Raw genomic sequence first — 18,608 nt, 5'->3', positions numbered from 1 at the left:
AAATGAAAAAAACAGATCTATTTGCATCTTTTTTTATGATATCTAACAAGAGAAAGAAGGAAGTTTTATGGCTAAAGCAAAATATGACGAGAATTTTAAAAAAAGTTTGGTTGCTTTATATCGCAGAGGGAAAACGAAGCATAGTATCTGTCAGGAATTTAGTGTCCCTAATTCAACTTTTGGAAAATGGGTAAAAAAATTTAATAATGATGATAATATTGAATCGAACGAAATCTTAAATATCTTGCAAGCGCAGGAACTTAAAAAACAACGAGTACTACTTGAGGAAGAGTTATCTATTTTGACAGAAGCGATTGCGGTTTTTGAAAATCCTTCTAGTAACGATTGAATTTTGTGTTGAGATGAAATGGTTATACCGAAATCAAGAAAAGCAGTTATTCTCTTAATTTTAAATAGAGAATAGCTGTTTTTTTATATTTAAATAGAAAATGTTGTCTTTGGGATACTTTTTGTTGATTTTTAGTCACATTTAAGATGGGATTGCTTATATTAATGGACTGAAATGTGACTCATTGTAGGTATAATTGTTCTTAGTTAGATACAAGGATACGCAAGAAAACGGGGGAAATTGAGACAGATAAAACATACTGCAAAGGAGGAGATGTATTTGAAGAAAATTTTACATATTATTATCGCGCTTAGTGTAATTTGTTCGATAATTTTAGTGCCGGTGGATTGGTCCGTAAAAGCAGACGGTAATAATAAGAGAGATGATCTCATTAAATCTGTCAGTTTTTATAAATCAGATGGTCAAAACGTAATGGCGAAGGAAAACTATAATGAAAAGCTCAATTATTTTTTAGAGGTAGCTTTTGGAGGGAATTCTTTCCAAAAAGGGGACTACTTTAATATTACTTTATCATCTGATACTTTACTCTACACAGAGAAAGCCTATGATTTGAAAGTGGATGTTGACCCAACAGCGGTAACTAACGAACAAGTAGTTGGTAAGGTTACTGTAGAAAAAATTAATGGCTCGCCCACATTGCACTTTGTTTTTACAGAAGATTCAGAGTCTTTTTTCATGAAAAACTTTGATGCGAATTTTAAAATACAGGTGATGCCGGCTCATGGCGATAAAAACGTTATAAACCTTTCTTACAGTGGAGCTGCGAAAAATTTTAAAAATATTGGGACGAGCAGTGTAGAATTGAATGTAAATATGGCAAGTGACTGGCCGCCAGTTGGAATAAAGGATTTTACTAAAAAAAGCGGTGATTTATACCATGCGATTTTAGTATATGAAAAGCCTAGTAGTAAAGTGAATTACGAAACAGAAATTTTAGTATCGTATCCGCTTTTTGAAAAACGCATTCCGCTTGGAAATGTGCAAAATATTAAAATTGAAGTTTGGGACGAAGTGAAGGAGATTTATAGAGTTGGTGTTGCAGGGGTGGATTACGGAACGATTACATATGATGTTGGAACTCCATTTGTAGGCGGTCCTATTTTCCAAATGAATTGTACTATTCCGTTCAAAGGTATTTCTACTAAAACTCGTGTTAGTTTTGATATAGATACGAATGTGGACGGGAAATCTGGAACAACAGATCCATACTTGGTTAGTCTTTCTTCTGTATCATCAGCTACAAAGTCATTAGAATTCTATCCAGTGAATAATGCTGATACGAAAATGACAGCTGCTTTTTTTGGAAAAGTAACGACGCGTTTTGAGGATGAGTTAGGCAATCCGGTTACTTTTGATGATTATAGTACTGTAACAACACCGGGAAAAGTCAATCAAGATGGTAAATTTGAAATAGCGGAACCTTTTTTACATAATTCCGTGCAAAACGTGGATAAACATGCCTATGATTCCCTTTTGAATACTAATAAATATAAATTATTAGAGGTAACTTCTCCTAATAAACTATCTGAAACAGCGGATAATTTAAGTATTCAAATAAAGCAAGGCTACCAAAATGATGTTCTATACAAAATAAAAGCACTCCAAAAACCTGTCATTAGCGCACTTCCTGAAATCGAATATAGTAAAACAGTGAACCGGACAATGGAAGAGTTTTTGGAAGATGTGGAAGCAAAAACAGATATTCCAGCTGATATAAAATGTGATTTAACGAATGTGAAATGGGGTGTTCCGGGCGACTATCCAGTTCTTATTACCGCGGTGAATGAGGATAATCAAGCAGCAGACCCAGTTCCTGTAACGATTAAGATTTCCAAAAATCCCGCACCGGTTATAACGGTAGACCCAGAAATAACCTATGATAAAACAGTGACGAAAGACGAGAGCACATTACTAAATGAAGTAAATGCGCGAACAAATGATGGTTCGACGATTACTTCTAATATAAACGACAAAGTAAAATGGGGCGTGCCAGGCGATTATGAAGTTACGTTAAACGCGATAAATGAAGACGGCGTAGCAGCGGAAGCGAAAACATTTATCGTTCGTATTTTAAAAAGTCCAGCGCCAATAATCACTGTGGATCCCGAAATAACTTATCCGAAAACAGTAACTAAAACGGAAGCTGAACTACTTCAAGCAGTAAATGCGCAAACAAATGATGGTTCACCGCTTATTTCTGATATGAATGATAAAGTAAAATGGGGCGTGCCAGGCGATTATGAAGTTACGTTGAACGCGGTAAATGAAGATGGCGTGGCAGCGGAAGCGAAAACATTTATCGTCCGTATTTTAAAAAGTCCAGCGCCAATTATCACTGTGGATCCAGAAGTAACCTATGATTCCACGATAATAAAAAATGAAACAGAGCTATTAAAAGAAGTCCGCGCAGAGACTAATGATAACTCAGCTATTACTTCCGATGCTCCAGATAAAGTGAAATGGCAAACGCCGGGAAGCTATACTGTGACACTGAATGCGGTAAATGAAGATGGCGTCCCAGCTGATCCAGTAACGTTTATCGTGCATATTGTAGAAGCGAAAAAAGCGCCAATTGTTATAGAAGAAAATCCAGCTGAGACGCCTACTAAGCCTAGTAAGCAAAAACCCAAAGAGAAAATTGTTATCAAGAAAACAACGAAACTTCCAAGGACAGGGGATACACAATCGAAAGCTATCTTAGGTGGGGTTCTTTGTTTGGGAGCATGGTTCCTATTTAGAAAGAAATAGCAAGAACAAAAAAACTTAAGTGAATTCACTTAAGTTTTTTTGGAGTAATTTATTAAACTTTATCATATGCTTCCAAGGCAACTGGCAGGGCGCTTATAACAGTATTTCCTACAGCCGGTAAACCAACGAGAATGGCGCTAATAATCTCATCACGCGTCGCACCGTTTGTTTTTGCCATTTTCACATGGAAAGGGAGCCCGCTTTCTAAGCGAGTGGCGGCCATAACGGCAATGTATGCTAGTTCTTCTGTTTTTTTATCGAGCTTGCTTGCGGCATCTAACTTATGTACGGTTTCCATCCAGGCTGATTGTACTTCAGGAGCTTCTTTTGCAAATACCTCAAATGATTTACTTACTTTCATCGAACTCATCTCCTAACTTTTATTATAATAAAAAACCGCCCAAACAATGGACGGCTTTTGTATTATCTATTTTCGGCTTTATTATAAGCACCATGCCAAACAGGACCGATGAATTCGTTTAGGGCAAATCCACCTTTGATAGCTGCTGTGACAAAGTCTTTTGCTTTTGCGACAGCTTCTTCAACCGTTAAACCTTTTGCAAGTCCAGCTGTGATAGCGGCTGCGAAAGTACAACCCGCGCCGTGATTGTGGCTTGGAGAGATTTTTTCTACTTCATAAACAGTAAATTCTTTACCGTCGTATAGTAAATCAATTGCTTTATCGCTTTCTAGGGCTTTTCCGCCTTTGATAACTACGTATTTAGCACCTAATTCGATGATTTTTTTCGCTGCTTTTTTCATATCATCTAATGTAGTTAATTTGCCAAGACCGGATAATTGGCCTGCTTCGAATAGATTTGGTGTAGTGATTGTTGCTTTTGGAAGCAGTAGGTCGCGGATAGCTTCGGCGTTTTCTGGTTGGATTAATTCGTCTTCGCCTTTACAAACCATAACAGGGTCGATTACGACATTTTTTAAATCATATTTGTCGATGGCTTCACGAGTTGCTTTAATGATGTCGATTGAACCAAGCATTCCTGTTTTCATTGCGTCAACAGGGCCGCCAGAAAGGATTGTTTTTAGTTGTTCACGAACAAGTTGCGCATCAATCGGAGTAACGCCGTGCGCCCAGTTGTTGTCTGGATCCATTGTAACAATAGTTGTGATTGCGCTAAAACCATAAGTGCCGTATTCTTCAAACGTTTTTAAGTCTGCCTGTAAGCCAGCTCCACCACTTGAATCAGATCCTGCAATAGTTAATGTTTTTTTGATTGTCATTAGTGTTTCCTCCTAAAAATAAACTTTAGTCATTTGTTTCTAACATTTTATAAATGGCTGCTGCAACTCCGTGTTCATCATTGGAAAGTGTTACATGTTCTGCTAATTCTTTGACTTCTTCTTCGCCGTTACCCATGGCTACACTATAACCAGCCATTTTTAACATCGAAATATCATTCATATTATCTCCAATTGCAAAAGTTTCATCAAGTGTAACGCCTAATTTTTCTACATAATATTGTAAAGAAATACCTTTTTGTGCTTCGCGGTGCGTGATTTCAATATTATCGGAGAATGAAGATGTTACGGATAGTTCGGATTCTTTTTCTAATTTTTGTTTCGCTTTTGCAAGAATGTCTTTATCAGAAGAGAAGGAAATAAATTTAAGAATCGTTAAATCTTTATTGCCTAAAATACGTTCTACATCAGGAATTTCGTGTACGTCTTTTGATTCAAAGCGTTCTTCTACTTTATCCATAATAGTTTCTGCTGGAACGTCTGGGTGGATACGTTTGTGCATTTCAATCATAAATTCTTTGCCACGAGCTTTGTCTGTTGTGATAGGGCCCATGTCAGTGAAGAATTCAGTATACATTCCAAGTTCTGTCAAGGTATTGTAAGTGTTGCGCGCTAAGTTTCTATCAATCGGATGTTGCAAAATTATTTTGCCGTGTTCATCGCGAATTTCCGCACCGTTCATACAAATAGCTGGTGCATATAAATTAGCTTTATTAATTAACCCCATTGCATCGTCATACATACGCCCAGTACAAAGAACGAAATGAATTCCTTTGGCGCGGGCTTTTTCGATTGCCTCGACGTTTTCTTGTGCAATCTCGATATCAGAGTTAAGTAATGTGCCATCCATGTCTGAAGCAATAACTTTAATCATAATATTAAATTCCTCCCCAATTTTACCTACCTCACTAGAATATCATTTTTTTAAGAAAAATGCACAAAAGGTAGCTGCGCGTAGTTTTTTGGGAGATGCGATTACTTTACTATATTTCTGTCTTTCATTTGGTTATAATGGATAAGAATAAAACGTGGATTGGATGTGTCAGGATGAAGACAGAACTAGAAAAGATGATTGCAGGAGAAATGTATAATCCTAGCGACAGAGAACTTGTACACGGAAGAAGTCGTGCGCGTAAGTTCTGCAGAGAGATTAACGATACAATGGATTCTGAGTCTCGTAAAAGCGTGCTTAAGCGTCTATTCGGCGGAACAAAAGAAAATGTTTACGTCGAACCAGATTTTCGTGTAGATTATGGTTCTAATATTTATGTTGGCGAAAATTTCTACGCTAATTTTGATTGTGTGATTTTAGACGTTTGTGAAGTACATATTGGTGATAATTGTATGATGGCGCCAGGTGTTCATATCTATACGGCAACGCATCCGCTTGATCCAGTAGAACGTAATAGTGGGCTAGAGCTTGGTAAACCAGTTGAAATTGGCGATAATGTTTGGATTGGTGGTCGGGCAATTATTAATCCGGGCGTGAAACTTGGAAATAATGTCGTGGTTGCTTCAGGCGCAGTTGTCACGAAAAGCTTCCCCGATAATGTCGTCGTTGCCGGTAACCCAGCGCGCGTTATTAAAACAATTGAGGTTGAGGAAAAATGATTATTGCAGATGCAAAGATTTTTGAACAAATGGAAAGTGAATTAGCGAAAGCAAAAGCAGCAACAACAAAAGCAAGTCAAGATAAGCATTTGCATGGCTTGATGCTTCTTGTTCAACTTGCAAAAACGGGCGACGAAAGAAGCGAAGAAGTGACGAATGTCTCAATTCCAACTTCTGAACCAGCTCAAATCACAAGTATGGACGGGAAGAAAATAGAGTTAGAAGACGGCGCGAATGGAGACTCGTTGCTTGATTTTTAGGGGGTAACTATGAAGAAAACAATTATTACTGGAGCCATTTTTGCAGGGTTAGCAGTTTTACTTGGAGCTTTTGGGGCGCATGCTTTAAAAGACGTACTTGGAAGTTATGCGAGTACTTGGGAAACCGGCGTTCAGTATCAAATGTTTCACGCAGTTGGCATTTTAATCGTTGGGATATTAATGGAAAAACAAGCTAGTCGGCTTTACACTTGGGCAGCAATTTTATTTTCAATCGGAATTGTCTTTTTCTCAGGTAGTTTGTATGTGTTAAGTATTTCCAAAGTATCCGTTTTAGGGGCAATTACGCCTATCGGTGGCGTTTGCTTTGTCGTCGGTTGGTTCTTGCTAATTTTAGGGGTATCAAGAAGAACGATGAGCAGATATTAATTAAAAAATGATCGTCTTTTCGCACTATTTTACGTGGAAGACGATTGTTTTTTCTTATTGGCGAATAAGTGCTAAAATAAAGGAATCATAATTTATAAGGAGACAGCAATTACATGACTTATGCACTTGAAATAAAAGGGTTAAGAAAAATTTATTCCACTGGGGTCGAAGCGTTACGCGGTGTGGATTTAACGGTAGAAGAAGGGGATTTCTATGCACTGCTTGGTCCTAATGGTGCTGGAAAATCAACGACTATCGGCATTATCACGTCACTTGTCAATAAAACATCAGGTGAAGTGAGCGTTTTTGGCTATGATTTAGATAAAGATATTGTTCGGGCAAAACAACAAATCGGGCTTGTGCCGCAAGAATTCAACTTCAATCCGTTCGAAACGGTTCAGCAAATCGTTGTTAACCAAGCTGGATACTATGGTGTTTCTCGTAAGGAAGCCATTAAACGTAGTGAGAAATATTTAAAGCAATCGAATTTGTGGGAGAAACGGAATGAACGTGCGCGGATGCTTTCAGGTGGGATGAAACGTCGCTTGATGATTGCGCGTGCTCTCATGCATGAACCGAAGTTACTTATTTTAGATGAACCAACTGCTGGAGTGGATATTGAGCTTAGACGCGAGATGTGGACGTTTTTAAGAGAGTTGAACGAAAGTGGTACGACGATTATTTTGACGACGCATTATTTAGAAGAAGCCGAGATGCTTTGTCGAAATATCGGCATTATTCAATCTGGGGAGTTGATTGAAAATACCAGTATGAAATCGCTACTTTCTAAATTACAATTTGAAACGTTTATTTTTGATTTAGAACCGTATGAGGGAACTTTCGAAATTACGGGCTATAATCATGTTTTTGAAGATAAACAAACATTATCTGTGGAGGTTGAACGAAATCAGGGAGTTAACCATATCTTTGAACAATTAAGCGAACACGGCATTAAAGTGCTTTCGATGCGTAATAAATCGAATCGCCTGGAAGAACTATTTTTGAAAATTACAGAAGAAAAACATCAAGTGGGGGAGAAACATGTTTAATCTATATTTTACAGCGTTAAAAAGTTTAGCGGCGAAAGAAACCAACCGCTATATGCGAATTTGGGTGCAGACACTCGTGCCGCCAGTCATTACAACTTCGCTTTACTTTATTATTTTTGGGAAAATGATTGGTAGTCGGATTGGTGATATGAACGGTTTCTCCTATATGGAGTATATCGTTCCTGGGCTGATTATGATGTCTGTTATTACGAGTTCTTACGCCAACGTATCGTCTTCCTTTTTCTCGCAGAAGTTTCAGAAAAATATTGAAGAAATTCTTGTTGCGCCAGTGCCAACCCATATTATTATTTGGGGCTTTTTGATTGGTGGGATTGGTAGAAGTGTTCTAGTTGGAGCACTTGTTACGCTTATTTCGATGGTGTTTGTGCCGATTCACATTCATTCTTGGACGATTGGTATTATTACCTTTTTAATGACAGCAATTTTATTTTCACTTGCGGGACTTATTAATGGGATTTTCGCTAGATCATTTGACGATGTATCCATTGTTCCAACTTTTGTATTACAACCGTTAACGTATCTAGGTGGCGTATTTTACGCGATTTCGATGTTACCGCCAATCTGGCAAGCAATTTCTAAAGTGAACCCGATTGTCTATATGATTTCCGGATTCCGCTACGGTTTCCTAGGAGTTACAGATGTACCAGTAGTAATTTCTTTATCCATTCTTGTTGTATTTAGTGTCGTTCTGTACTCGATTTGTTGGTATTTAATCAATAAAGGACGAGGACTCAGAAGTTAATAGAAATTTTTTAAAGAGAGAGCGGGTTTCCGTTCTCTTTTTTTTTCATGTTTACTACAATTCTTTTTCAATTTGATGTTAAACGTTTTAGCGTAAAACAGGAGGGAAAACATAAAGTAATGGGGGGGAATGAAAATGGGAAATAAAAAAGTGAAGCGAAAACTTAGCGCTAATATTTGGTGGATACTTATATTAGCCATTTTAATAATTTTCGTAGCCTATCTAGTAATGGGTTACGTTGCAAAAATATAGGAGGTTTTATGATGAATAAAGAAAATCCATTAAACAAATACCATACGGGAAAATTTGAAAAACAACGGCAAGATTATCCAGGTCTTCAAAGTAAAATGACACCTGTGCCAGATACGGGCGAATCAAGTTATCAAGGTGCGAACAAATTAACCGGAAAAAAAGCCTTTGTAACAGGGGGCGACTCGGGAATTGGTCGAGCTGCGGTTATTGCCTACGCTCGAGAAGGTGCTGATGTCGCGATAAATTATCATCCGGATGAAGAAGTAGATGCACAGGAAGTTAAAGCGATTGTTGAGGAAGCTGGACAGAAATGCGTCTTACTACCAGGTGATTTACGAAAAGAAGGTTTAGCGAAAGAGTTAGTGAAAAAAGCATATAACGAGTTAGGTGGACTAGATATTCTAGTGCTAAATGCTGGACTACAGCAATATCAATTAGATATTCAAAAACTTCCAGCTGAACAACTACGCGACACATTTGAAGTGAACGTTTTCTCTGTTGTATTCGCAATTCAAGAAGCACTTAATTACTTAAAAGCAGGGGCAAGTATCATTTTAACGTCCTCTATTCAAGGCGTTAAACCAAGTGCTCACCTTGTTGACTATGCAATGACAAAAAGTAGTTTGATTTCATTAACGAAAAGTTTAGCTGCTCAACTAGGTGAAAAAGGAATTCGCATTAATGCAGTTGCACCAGGTCCAATTTGGACGGCGCTACAAATTTCTGGTGGTCAACCGCAAGATAGTATTCCAGAATTTGGTCAAAATCAGCCACTTGGACGAGCAGGTCAACCCGCAGAACTAGCGAGCGCTTATGTGCTACTAGCCTCAGATGAAGCAAGTTATACAACTGGGCAAGTATACGGAATTACTGGCGGTGCTCCTATTAATTAAAAGCGAGGTGAGAGGTCGTGCCGTGGACAAAAAATGATTATCCTGATTCGTGGAAAAATCTAAGAAAGACCGAACGCGAAAAGGCAATTGAAATCGGCAACGCGCTATTAAAAGATGGCTACTCAGAAAGCCGCGCCATCCCAATTGCCACTTCAAAAGCAGAAGAATGGTATGAAAATCATAAGGAATCGTAAATTAAAAAAGTACTTGGAATGAAATTTTTATCCAAGTGCTTTTTTTGTTGTAATCGTTTATTGATAGAAGTTTGGTTTCTGTAGCATTTTAGTTAAATTCGTCATCTAATTTTAATACAAAAAAAGGGTTTGGATTGGGTGAGACGGGTATTATATAACCATAAGCAATGACAATGCCATTACTTTTTCTCCCTTTTTTGTAGTGGATTGTCTTTACTTACCTTAAACTCCCTTTTATACTTTTAGCGGTTGTTAGCAGCCACTAGGAGTATTTTTTTTGGAAATATATTTGCTATGTTAAGGGGCAGAAAAGTGTAGTAGATAAAATCTTCTCAGAATTGAGTGGAATAAAGAACTAAGAGTACATTGAACACGAATAGAAAAACGGAATATTAATCTAAATACTATTTACCAAGAATACATGGAACACTTAAGCTTTAAGAATTGCTAACAAATTAATAAGAACTAGTAATAAAAACACCTCGGACAAGGGAAAGTTCGAGGTGTTCGGCATTTACTGATATTTATAAATGCCACTGGGGATTTTCTAAGTGAACAAAGATATGGATGTTTGGGAAAGCATCCACTTTCAGAATTTATCACAGATAGAGGCGTTTAAATTGCAATGTAGTATAAATCATACAATAAAAGACGTTCTTATAAAAACGGCATTCATTTATACATACCACTAATTACTTTGAAAGATTAAATTGTATCTATTTTTTAATTAATTTTTAGGAACTACGAGAAGCTTTATAATTTAAAAGCGTTTTATTCGTGGATTTTTAAGAAATGGATTTTTGCCATTAGTGAGTTTTAAGGCCTGCGCCATTAGTCCTAATTTTGTTTGTGAGTTGAAATGTGTCTATTTTATGAATCTTTTAATTTTAACCTTGTGCAAAATACAAGTGGCGTATATCCTTAGTGCTATAACTAAATTTAATTACACAGGGGGAAATATGGGATTTTTAGAAGCTTATAAGTCATTTTGGAAGAATTATGTGAATTTTAGTGGTCGTGCACCAGGTTCTGCATATTGGTATGTAGTGGTTTGGAACCTGATGATTATTGTACCTCTTCGTGTTATGGCAGCTATTTTTGGCGCTTCATCAATGATAGATGGGGTTGGCTTTGCTGGAATCGTAGTTATGTTCTTTCTTGTTGGTCTACGGTGGTTGTACTGGTTGGCTACTATAGTCCCACTAACGAGCCTTATTGTAAGACGACTACATGACACTGGGAAAAGTGGCTATCTTGCTTTCCTTGCTTTAATTCCAGTCGTTGGATCCATTATTATTATAATATTTATGTGTTTTGAAAGTGATGGACCAAACCAATATGGAGATGTCTATCATAAATCAGAGGTTTAAAAGAAAAACGAGCTAAAACTAACACTTAACTTTTTTATAGATTTATATGTGGATTTTATGAATATTTATATGAAAAGTTTATTTAAGTAAGTGCGGACGTATATTCTTAGAAGAACAGTAAATTTTTATACATAGGAGGAAATATGGGATTTTTAGAAGCTTATAAATCATTTTGGAAAAATTACGTTAACTTTAGTGGGCGAGCTCCGCGGTCAGCGTATTGGTATGTGGTAGTTTGGAATGTTATTATTTTTGCAGTATTATACTTTTTAGCTTTTGTTTTTGGCATTTCTATATTTATGGAAAGCGCTCTTGGGGGAACTGGTATTGCGAGTAGTGGTGGGGCGCTCTTTATGATGGTTCTTGTATGGCTATATCTACTAGCAGTATTACTTCCGACAATTAGCCTGATGGTTCGGCGTTTACATGATTCAGGGAAAAGTGGTTTATACTTATTGCTTGATTTAATTCCGTTTGTTGGTAGCATTATTATGCTTGTCTTTATGTGTCTTGAAAGTGATGGACCAAACCAATACGGTGATTTAGATAGTGAATTTGATATTTAAATATTAAAAACGAGCTAGAAATTAATTCTAGCTCGTTTTTTTAATGGATTCCTTCGCTTACAAGGAACCAATTCACTTGATTTGTATTGATAAAGTAAGTTAAGTCATATTTCGTTAACTCGATACATTTTTCGTTAAAAAGGTTTTTTAGGTCTGCTTTGGATAATTCGTGGATGCTGATGTTATTAATTTTTGCATCGTCATCAAGACGAATTGATTCACCATTTACTGTATAAATCTCGATATACATCGTAACACCCCTTTCATAACTTACATTTGCTTATAATTTTCTTTGAAAACACCTAGTTGGTTAAGTGTTACAACGAGTTGCTGACTGAAAAGTGGCAGCGCTTGGATTTGGTCTAAGTCGCTTGCATAAGCAAAATCAGCTACTTGTAATACTAGTGTATGGAACGAGTCTGTCATTGTTTCATTTTGTTGTTTTAAGTAGGAGTTTTCTTGTTCCAACTCTTGATATTTTGTTTGAAGATCTTGATATTTTTTGTCGAGTTCTTCTTTTTGTACTGCAAGGGAAGAGAGTGAGTAGATGCTTTTAAGTAAGTCATATACGTTATTTTCTTCACCTTGATTTTCACTTAAAAGTTGAACATTGCTTTTGACGCCGGAAAGTAGATCAACTAGATTTTTTTCGCGTGATTTGTCGTAGCTGATTTGTTCTTTGATGGAGGTTGGCGCTTTAAATTCAGCTGGAACGACTTTTCCGAAAATGTTGGTTTTTTCTTTTTTAGTATTCTTTTGTGTTTTTTTTTTTCTCCCTGGCTTGTTTTTCGGAATATCTTCTACTTGGATAAGCTCTTTTTTTAGTTTGTAATAGGTGTTTTGTAGTTGGCTTGGTGTCTTTGGAAAAATCCGCAAGTCGTTTAGGCTAAGCATTTCAGAAATATCAAGGACCTTCATATCTTCTAAAATAGCAATTTGGTAACATGCAGAAAGTAGTTCTAATTCGATTTTTAACCAACTAATATTGGAATGCATATATTTTTCGATTCCACCGTGTTCTTCAACGGCTTGATAAAATTCAGTGAGTAATTGGTAGATTTCTTCGGCAGTTTGTTCGTTAATGCCAGCTTCTGAAGCCATTTTTTTAATTTCAGTAGCAGATGAATTCCCCGGCTCATCTACTTGTTTTTTGATTTCTTGAAGTAATTTTCTTATTTCTGATTTAGGCATACAATCACATACCTCTCTATCCTATAGTATTATTGATTTTCTGTTTATTTTTATAATAACAATATATGTTAGTTGTGTAAAGGGAACGCGAGTAGGTCAAAAGGATTGGGTATGAAGAACCTTTTTTTAAGTTAAATAGAAAAATATAAATCGAATAATGAGAAGTTTTCCTTTGATACAGCTGTTACGCTGGCTGTTTTTTTATTTTTACACACAATTTCATTTTTTAAAAAAAGTATAGATTTTTTCTGGATTTGGTGTAAAATTTTATATTGCAGTTACAAAAAACACTTTATTGATATATATTTTGAAAAAATGATTTATTTTTGTAATCTGATGAAGGGAGTGAAAGGTGAATTTACCTTACTTGAATGGAATATTTTTTATCACTTTTAAAAATTATTGTACTTTTAGCAGTACTTGCTGGAATTTCTTATTTTTTAGTTAAGAAAAATAAGCAAGCAAATCGCACGAGAAAAAGCGAAAATGACCTAATAAAGTTGAAAGACACTCTCTTAATCTCTCATCAGTTACGTGCAGTTCTTCTGGAGGCAGACGGGGAAAAGGTGCTGGCTATTATTTCTAACAATGATATTCGAACGGTGTCATTAAAAGGAAATAATATCCAAAATGAGGCACTTTTCCGAGAATTACTTTTGAAAGAGGAGACTAAGGAAAATGCGTAAAATAGCTTCTAGACGAGTGTTTCAAGTATCTTTTGTTGTTATTTTTGCAATTTCATTGGTTTTCTTTTGGCCCGGCGTGAATGTTCATGCGGAGAGTTGGCTTGATTCTCTTGGTGTAAATGGGACAGACGGGGTTAATTCTAGTGTTGCCCTCTTTGTTTTAGTCACGGTTCTTTCGTTGTCTGCATCGATTGTATTAATGTTCACACACTTTACTTACTGTATTATTGTCCTCGGCTTAACGAGGCAAGGACTTGGTGCAACTAACTTACCGCCCAATCAAGTGCTTGTAGGGCTGGCGTTATTTTTATCTTTGTTTATGATGCAACCTTTAATTACAGCTTGGTATGACGATGTATATAAGCCTTCGCAAAAAGAAGAGTGGAGTGCGTCAAAAGTTTGGGACGAAACACAACCACTTCTAACAAAATATGTTGCAGAAAATACATATAAGCATGATATTAACATGATGTTGAAAGCAGAAGGAGAAGACCCGGTTACAAAAAAAGAAGATGCACCTCTTATGGCCTTAATGCCTGCTTTTATTTTGACACAGATTACCCAAGGATTTTTAACTGGGATGTTTATATACTTGGCGTTTATTTTTATAGATTTAATTGTTAGTACGCTACTGATGTATCTTGGGATGATGATGGTGCCGCCGATGACCATTAGCTTACCGTTTAAGATTCTTGTTTTTATTTTCATTGGCGGATACGGACTGATTACCAACATGATTTTTCAAACAATTCACTTTTAAGGGAGTAGCAAAATGAATTTAACGCCGATTACGCAAATTTTTCAAGATTTTTTCTATAGTGGGCTGGCGCTTATTTTGCCGGTGTCGCTCATTTGTATCGTGGTCGTGATTGTGGTAGCGATTTTGATGGCGATGATGCAAATTCAAGACCAATCGCTGACGTTTTTACCGAAGATTATTGCTTTTGTAGTGGCGCTCTTTATTCTTGGACCGTGGATGTTTGAACACATGACGGATTTATTTGTAGGAATCTTTTCCAAATTACCCCTGATGATTAGGGTGTAAACATGGAGTTTGAATTTTTCCTTGCTGTAGTGATTGTTTTCAGCCGAGTTGCCAGTTTTTTATTTTTCTTTCCGCTTTTAAAAGGGCGTAACATTCCGAACAGTGTCAAAGTTGTTTTTGGGATGGCGATCTCTATTCCAGTTGCGACAGGGGTCGATGTTTCTGGTATTACGACATTACCTGATTTGCTACTCCGGGTAACGTCTGAAGTGGTATTTGGATTAGCGCTGGCGAAATTGGTGGAAATTATTGCGGTAATTCCAAAAATGGCTGGTTTTATGATTGATTATGATTTAGGATTTTCGCAAGTAAACTTGATTGATCCGTCTTACGGGACGCAAAACTCGATTACTGCTGCGATTTTAGATACTTTCTTTGTCGTAATATTCTTGTCACTTCAAGGCATGGATTACTTAATTTATTACTTAATGAAATCGTTTGAATTTACGGCTTCGGTTTCGATTTTATTTGAAAAAGGGTTTATTGATTTGCTGCTCGGGACGCTTGGTTTTGCGCTCGCATCAGCGGTTTCGATTGCACTTCCGATTATGGGTAGTATTTTTATCGTTAATATCATTCTTGCTTTTATCTCTAAGAGCGCTCCGCAAATCAATATTTTTATGAATGCGTTTATTATAAAAATTACGTTTGGGATTTTCATCCTTGCGTGCGCAGTTCCTATCTTGAGTACAGTTTTTAAAAATTTGACAGATGAGATGATTCAACAATATGTGTCGTTTTTTGATTATTTACTGAAAAAATAGGGAGGAGAAAAAAGCTTGGCGAAGGATAATAAGACGGAAAAAGCAACGCCGCGCCGCATTAAGAAAGCTCGAAACGAAGGTAATGTGGCGAAAAGTAAAGAACTTAATAATGCTTTTTCACTGCTGATTGTAGCTGGGCTTCTTTATTTTTTTGGAGAAATGTTTATTAAAAACACAATCCAAGCATTTGTTGCTCTTTTAAAACAGCCGCCGAAGCTTGCTAGCATGGAAAGTTACAGTTTGTTTTATTTAATGGAATTTGGCAAAGTGCTAATGCCTGTGATGGTGATGGTGGTTATTTTCGGTTTAATGAACTACGGGGTGCAGGTTGGGATCTTGTTTTCCGCAAAGGCTGTGAAACCTCAGTTCAAACGACTGAATCCGGCGAACTATTTTAAGCGTGTGTTTAGTGTGAAGGGGATTGTCGAGGTTGTTAAAGCATTACTTTTAATCACATTACTTTCTTATGTGGCTTACATTGGCTTTCGGGATCACTTAGACACACTCATTAGTTACACTGGACAAAATTGGCTCTACTCACTCAGTCAAATTTTCGCTTTATTCAAAAATGAATTTCTAGCTTTATTCCTAGTAATCGCGGTAATTGGGCTGCTCGACTTCTTTTACCAACGCTACGATTATAAAAAAGGTTTGCGGATGTCAAAGCAAGAAATTAAAGATGAAATGAAGGATTCGGAAGGGCGCCCGGAAGTGAAGCAACGCCAACGAAGCATTGCACGGGGACTTCTCCAAGGTTCGATTACGAAAAAAATGGCGGACGCAACTTTTGTCGTTAATAATCCGACGCATATCTCGGTCGTGATGCGTTATGACAAAACAAAAGACCATGCGCCAAAATTGCTCGTTAAAGGGGAAGATGAGCTGGCACTGTTTATAAGACAGGTGGCGGATACGGACGGGGTACCGATGATTACGAATAGACAACTGGCGCGAAGTATTTACTATACGACGAATCCAGATGAATACATACAAGAAGATTTATATAAAGATGTTATTGAAGTGATGAAAGAATTGATGGACGCAGACAAAATCAAGTTCTAACAACATATGAGCGACCTTTCTAAACTTAGAAAAGGCAGGTTTCAAAATGGGGAATTTAGGTGCTATAAAAAAATATTTTGCTATCTTGATTGCGGTCTCGTTTGTTATTGCACTTATTGTGCCATTACCTCCATTTGTGTTGGATTTAGTGCTTGTGACGATCTTGGCGTTCTCTGTGTTAGTTTACATGCGTGCCACATCAATTAAAGATTGGAATGAATTAAAGTCATTTCCGTCTTTACTACTTTTGATGGGGATATTTCGTGTTTCGATTAATATTTCAACGACGAGGGCGATTTTAACTACAGGAGATCCGGGTCAAGTAATTAAGCAGTTCGGGAACTTTGTTATTGGCAGTAATTTTGTTGTTGGGATTGTAATTTTTATTATTCTAATCGTCTTTCAGTTTATTGTGGCAAATGGTTCATCGCGGACAGCTGAAGTTGCTGCCAGATTTACGCTTGATGCTTTACCTGGTAAACAAATGGCGATTGATGCGGATCTGAATCAACGTTTGATTACAGAGCCGGAAGCGAAAGAAAAACGCGCATACTTGAATATGGAAACCGAATTTTACGGGGCAATGGACGGAGCTGGGAAATTTGTAAAAGGGGACGTTCTTTTTACCGTTTTGCTAGCTGTTGTTAATATCGTTTTTGGTTTAATTGTCGGAATGGTTCAAGGCGGACTGTCATTCGGAGAGGCTGCGGTTAAATATACGGAGTTAACTATCGGGGACGGTATCGTGAGCCAAATCGGTTCACTACTAATGGCGATGTCAGCTGGGGTTATTGTTACTCGAGTATTTGATGGCTCGGATGATAACGTTGCGGTCGGAATTTTTAAAGAATTAATGCAAAACTCGGTGGTTGTATATACGCTTGCTGCAATGTTTATCTTAATGGGCGTATTTAGCCCACTCCCTGCGATTCCTTTTGTCGGAATTGGGATTGTGCTTGGTATTATCGGTTACCGTACGCAATTTAATTTAAAGAAAAAAGAACAATTGGAACTGGAAAAAGAAATGGAGCTTATCCAGTCGGAAACAAGCTCTGCTGAAGCGGAACACAATCAAGCATTTGGGGCAGCACGCGAGAAATTCCCAGTGGTGGTCGAACTTGGCTTAAATATTGCGGCACTCGTGAAACAAAAAATGAATGGTGAAACGGCGAAAGATAAAGTCGTCTTGATGCGAAAATCGATTTTACAAGATTTAGGCATTGGCGTTCCTGGGATTAATTTTAAAGATAATACAAGTTTTCAGCCGCGCGGGAAATACGAAATTAAAGTAAAAGGTGTTGCGGTTGCGAGCGGGGTTTTAAAAGCAGGACATTTATTAGCACTAAAAACACCAGGCGTGATGATGGACCTTGACGCTGAGCCGACGAAGGATCCGATTTTCGGGGAAGATGGTTATTGGATTTTGCCGGGAGAGTTGGAAGATGCGCAAATGAAAAACTATCAGGTGCTTGAGCCGCTGAGTATTTTAATTACCCATCTGGATGTCGTTTTACGGAAAAACTTACATGAACTACTGATGCGCCAACAAATTAAAGATTTAATTGACGGGCTTGCTGATGAAAACCAAATTTTAATTGATGAAATTAAGAAAAAAGAAATTGATTATTCGTTGATTCAAGGGGTACTTAGACAACTTTTGAAAGAAGGTATTTCAGTTCGTGATTTACCAACGATTGTCGAAGGAATTATTGACGGACAAACAATTTATCCGAATGATCTTGATGGAATTACAGCTTTTGTCAGAGAGCGGATTTCAAAAGTCATTTGTGAGCAAGCGAAAAACCAAGATGGCAAAATTTACGCGCTACTTTTACAAGATTCGATTGAAATGGATACGGAAATTGTTAACACGCCGTATTATGGCTACGCGCTAAACTGGGCGCTTGATAAAGAACTGCCAATCATCCAAAAAGTGAGAGATACCGTAAATAAAGCGCAACTTACTGGACGCGAACCAGTCATTTTAACAAGGCGGAAAGATTTTCGTTTTGGCTTTGTACGAGTTCTAGAAAGGTATCAATTGGATGTACCGGTGCTCTCTATTAGTGAACTGTCGCCGGAAACGGAAGTGGAGCAAATTGCGTTGATTGAACCAACTTGATGAGGGAGGTAATCCGTT

At 37.3% G+C, this 18,608-nt stretch carries 22 protein-coding genes; 17 read left to right on the top strand and 5 right to left on the bottom strand.

Features of this window, described 5'->3' with window-relative positions; genetic code table 11:
• The first annotated feature begins 67 nt into the window (after positions 1-67).
• Both AC4PG8_RS04970 and AC4PG8_RS04965 read left to right on the top strand, forming a co-directional pair.
• Positions 68-349: a transposase gene (locus tag AC4PG8_RS04970; protein WP_003770845.1), complete on the top strand. Its 282-nt coding sequence runs from the start codon at positions 68-70 to the stop codon at positions 347-349.
• Between the two features lie 279 nt (positions 350-628).
• Positions 629-3,118: a LapB repeat-containing protein gene (locus tag AC4PG8_RS04965; RefSeq protein ID WP_492170092.1), complete on the top strand. Its 2,490-nt coding sequence runs from the start codon at positions 629-631 to the stop codon at positions 3,116-3,118.
• A gap of 52 nt (positions 3,119-3,170) precedes the next feature.
• Here the strand turns inward: AC4PG8_RS04965 and AC4PG8_RS04960 are convergent, their stop codons facing one another.
• The 3 genes from AC4PG8_RS04960 to AC4PG8_RS04950 form a co-directional block, all read right to left on the bottom strand.
• Positions 3,171-3,479 (bottom strand): carboxymuconolactone decarboxylase family protein, encoded by a 309-nt coding sequence (locus tag AC4PG8_RS04960; protein WP_070753508.1) that lies wholly within the window; start codon positions 3,477-3,479, stop codon positions 3,171-3,173.
• A 62-nt stretch (positions 3,480-3,541) separates the two neighbouring features.
• Positions 3,542-4,357 (bottom strand): pyridoxine/pyridoxal/pyridoxamine kinase, encoded by an 816-nt coding sequence (pdxK, locus tag AC4PG8_RS04955; RefSeq protein WP_003760896.1) that lies wholly within the window; start codon positions 4,355-4,357, stop codon positions 3,542-3,544.
• A 25-nt stretch (positions 4,358-4,382) separates the two neighbouring features.
• Positions 4,383-5,249: a Cof-type HAD-IIB family hydrolase gene (locus AC4PG8_RS04950; protein ID WP_003770854.1), complete on the bottom strand. Its 867-nt coding sequence runs from the start codon at positions 5,247-5,249 to the stop codon at positions 4,383-4,385.
• 173 nt (positions 5,250-5,422) lie between these two features.
• Here AC4PG8_RS04950 and AC4PG8_RS04945 point away from each other — a divergent pair, with 173 nt between their 5' ends.
• The 9 genes from AC4PG8_RS04945 to AC4PG8_RS04905 all read left to right on the top strand — a co-directional run bounded on the left by AC4PG8_RS04945 (position 5,423) and on the right by AC4PG8_RS04905 (position 11,720).
• Entirely contained in the window at positions 5,423-5,986 is a 564-nt protein-coding gene (locus AC4PG8_RS04945; RefSeq protein ID WP_003760901.1) for a maltose acetyltransferase domain-containing protein, read from the top strand.
• Positions 5,983-6,246: a DUF5327 family protein gene (locus tag AC4PG8_RS04940; RefSeq protein WP_185512824.1), complete on the top strand. Its 264-nt coding sequence runs from the start codon at positions 5,983-5,985 to the stop codon at positions 6,244-6,246. The genes AC4PG8_RS04945 and AC4PG8_RS04940 overlap by 4 nt, the downstream gene beginning before the upstream one ends.
• Positions 6,247-6,255: 9 nt before the next feature.
• On the top strand, positions 6,256-6,633 hold the full coding sequence (locus AC4PG8_RS04935) for a DUF423 domain-containing protein (protein ID WP_070753506.1): 378 nt from the start codon (positions 6,256-6,258) through the stop codon (positions 6,631-6,633).
• A gap of 113 nt (positions 6,634-6,746) precedes the next feature.
• The gene (locus tag AC4PG8_RS04930; protein ID WP_003760906.1) at positions 6,747-7,682 is read left to right on the top strand and encodes an ABC transporter ATP-binding protein; all 936 of its coding nucleotides are present in this window, start codon (positions 6,747-6,749) and stop codon (positions 7,680-7,682) included.
• On the top strand, positions 7,675-8,445 hold the full coding sequence (locus AC4PG8_RS04925; RefSeq protein ID WP_003760909.1) for an ABC transporter permease: 771 nt from the start codon (positions 7,675-7,677) through the stop codon (positions 8,443-8,445). The genes AC4PG8_RS04930 and AC4PG8_RS04925 overlap by 8 nt, the downstream gene beginning before the upstream one ends.
• 260 nt (positions 8,446-8,705) lie before the next feature.
• On the top strand, positions 8,706-9,590 hold the full coding sequence (locus AC4PG8_RS04920; RefSeq protein WP_185481775.1) for an SDR family oxidoreductase: 885 nt from the start codon (positions 8,706-8,708) through the stop codon (positions 9,588-9,590).
• A gap of 17 nt (positions 9,591-9,607) precedes the next feature.
• The gene (locus tag AC4PG8_RS04915; RefSeq protein WP_185322182.1) at positions 9,608-9,784 is read left to right on the top strand and encodes a DUF2188 domain-containing protein; all 177 of its coding nucleotides are present in this window, start codon (positions 9,608-9,610) and stop codon (positions 9,782-9,784) included.
• 959 nt (positions 9,785-10,743) lie between these two features.
• The gene (locus AC4PG8_RS04910; RefSeq protein WP_003760920.1) at positions 10,744-11,154 is read left to right on the top strand and encodes a DUF805 domain-containing protein; all 411 of its coding nucleotides are present in this window, start codon (positions 10,744-10,746) and stop codon (positions 11,152-11,154) included.
• A 143-nt stretch (positions 11,155-11,297) separates the two neighbouring features.
• On the top strand, positions 11,298-11,720 hold the full coding sequence (locus AC4PG8_RS04905) for a DUF805 domain-containing protein (protein ID WP_033533294.1): 423 nt from the start codon (positions 11,298-11,300) through the stop codon (positions 11,718-11,720).
• 40 nt (positions 11,721-11,760) lie between these two features.
• On the opposite strand, the gene AC4PG8_RS04900 is transcribed toward AC4PG8_RS04905, so the two are convergent.
• Both AC4PG8_RS04900 and mogR read right to left on the bottom strand, forming a co-directional pair.
• Positions 11,761-11,970 (bottom strand): lmo0673 family protein, encoded by a 210-nt coding sequence (locus tag AC4PG8_RS04900; RefSeq protein WP_003721793.1) that lies wholly within the window; start codon positions 11,968-11,970, stop codon positions 11,761-11,763.
• Positions 11,971-11,990: 20 nt separating this feature from the next.
• Positions 11,991-12,911 (bottom strand): motility genes transcriptional repressor MogR, encoded by a 921-nt coding sequence (gene mogR, locus AC4PG8_RS04895; RefSeq protein ID WP_492170091.1) that lies wholly within the window; start codon positions 12,909-12,911, stop codon positions 11,991-11,993.
• Between the two features lie 371 nt (positions 12,912-13,282).
• On the opposite strand from mogR, the gene AC4PG8_RS04890 reads away from it, so the two are divergent.
• Genes AC4PG8_RS04890 through AC4PG8_RS04865 form a run of 6 tightly spaced genes read left to right on the top strand, consistent with a single transcriptional unit; the run spans position 13,283 to position 18,590 of the window.
• Complete coding sequence (locus AC4PG8_RS04890; protein WP_003765560.1) at positions 13,283-13,597, top strand: hypothetical protein; 315 nt, start codon at positions 13,283-13,285, stop codon at positions 13,595-13,597.
• Positions 13,590-14,357 carry a flagellar type III secretion system pore protein FliP gene (locus tag AC4PG8_RS04885; RefSeq protein ID WP_003760928.1) on the top strand — a complete coding sequence of 256 codons (768 nt, stop codon included), beginning with the start codon at positions 13,590-13,592 and terminating at the stop codon, positions 14,355-14,357. The genes AC4PG8_RS04890 and AC4PG8_RS04885 overlap by 8 nt, the downstream gene beginning before the upstream one ends.
• A gap of 12 nt (positions 14,358-14,369) precedes the next feature.
• A complete protein-coding gene (locus AC4PG8_RS04880) occupies positions 14,370-14,642 on the top strand; it encodes a flagellar biosynthetic protein FliQ (RefSeq protein WP_003718817.1) in 273 nt (90 codons plus the stop codon).
• Positions 14,643-14,644: 2 nt separating this feature from the next.
• Positions 14,645-15,406 carry a flagellar biosynthetic protein FliR gene (locus tag AC4PG8_RS04875; RefSeq protein ID WP_003724417.1) on the top strand — a complete coding sequence of 254 codons (762 nt, stop codon included), beginning with the start codon at positions 14,645-14,647 and terminating at the stop codon, positions 15,404-15,406.
• A 15-nt stretch (positions 15,407-15,421) separates the two neighbouring features.
• Positions 15,422-16,468, top strand: a complete 1,047-nt coding sequence (gene flhB / locus AC4PG8_RS04870; protein ID WP_003770881.1) for a flagellar type III secretion system protein FlhB — start codon at positions 15,422-15,424, stop codon at positions 16,466-16,468.
• A gap of 46 nt (positions 16,469-16,514) precedes the next feature.
• On the top strand, positions 16,515-18,590 hold the full coding sequence (locus AC4PG8_RS04865) for an FHIPEP family type III secretion protein (protein WP_003765567.1): 2,076 nt from the start codon (positions 16,515-16,517) through the stop codon (positions 18,588-18,590).
• Positions 18,591-18,608: the final 18 nt, after the last annotated feature.

The organism is Listeria sp. MAN/IMW/UF555 (assembly GCF_058684075.1).
The sequence above is the reverse complement of the archived record's forward strand: the minus strand, read 5'-3'. Positions and strand labels throughout refer to the sequence as shown.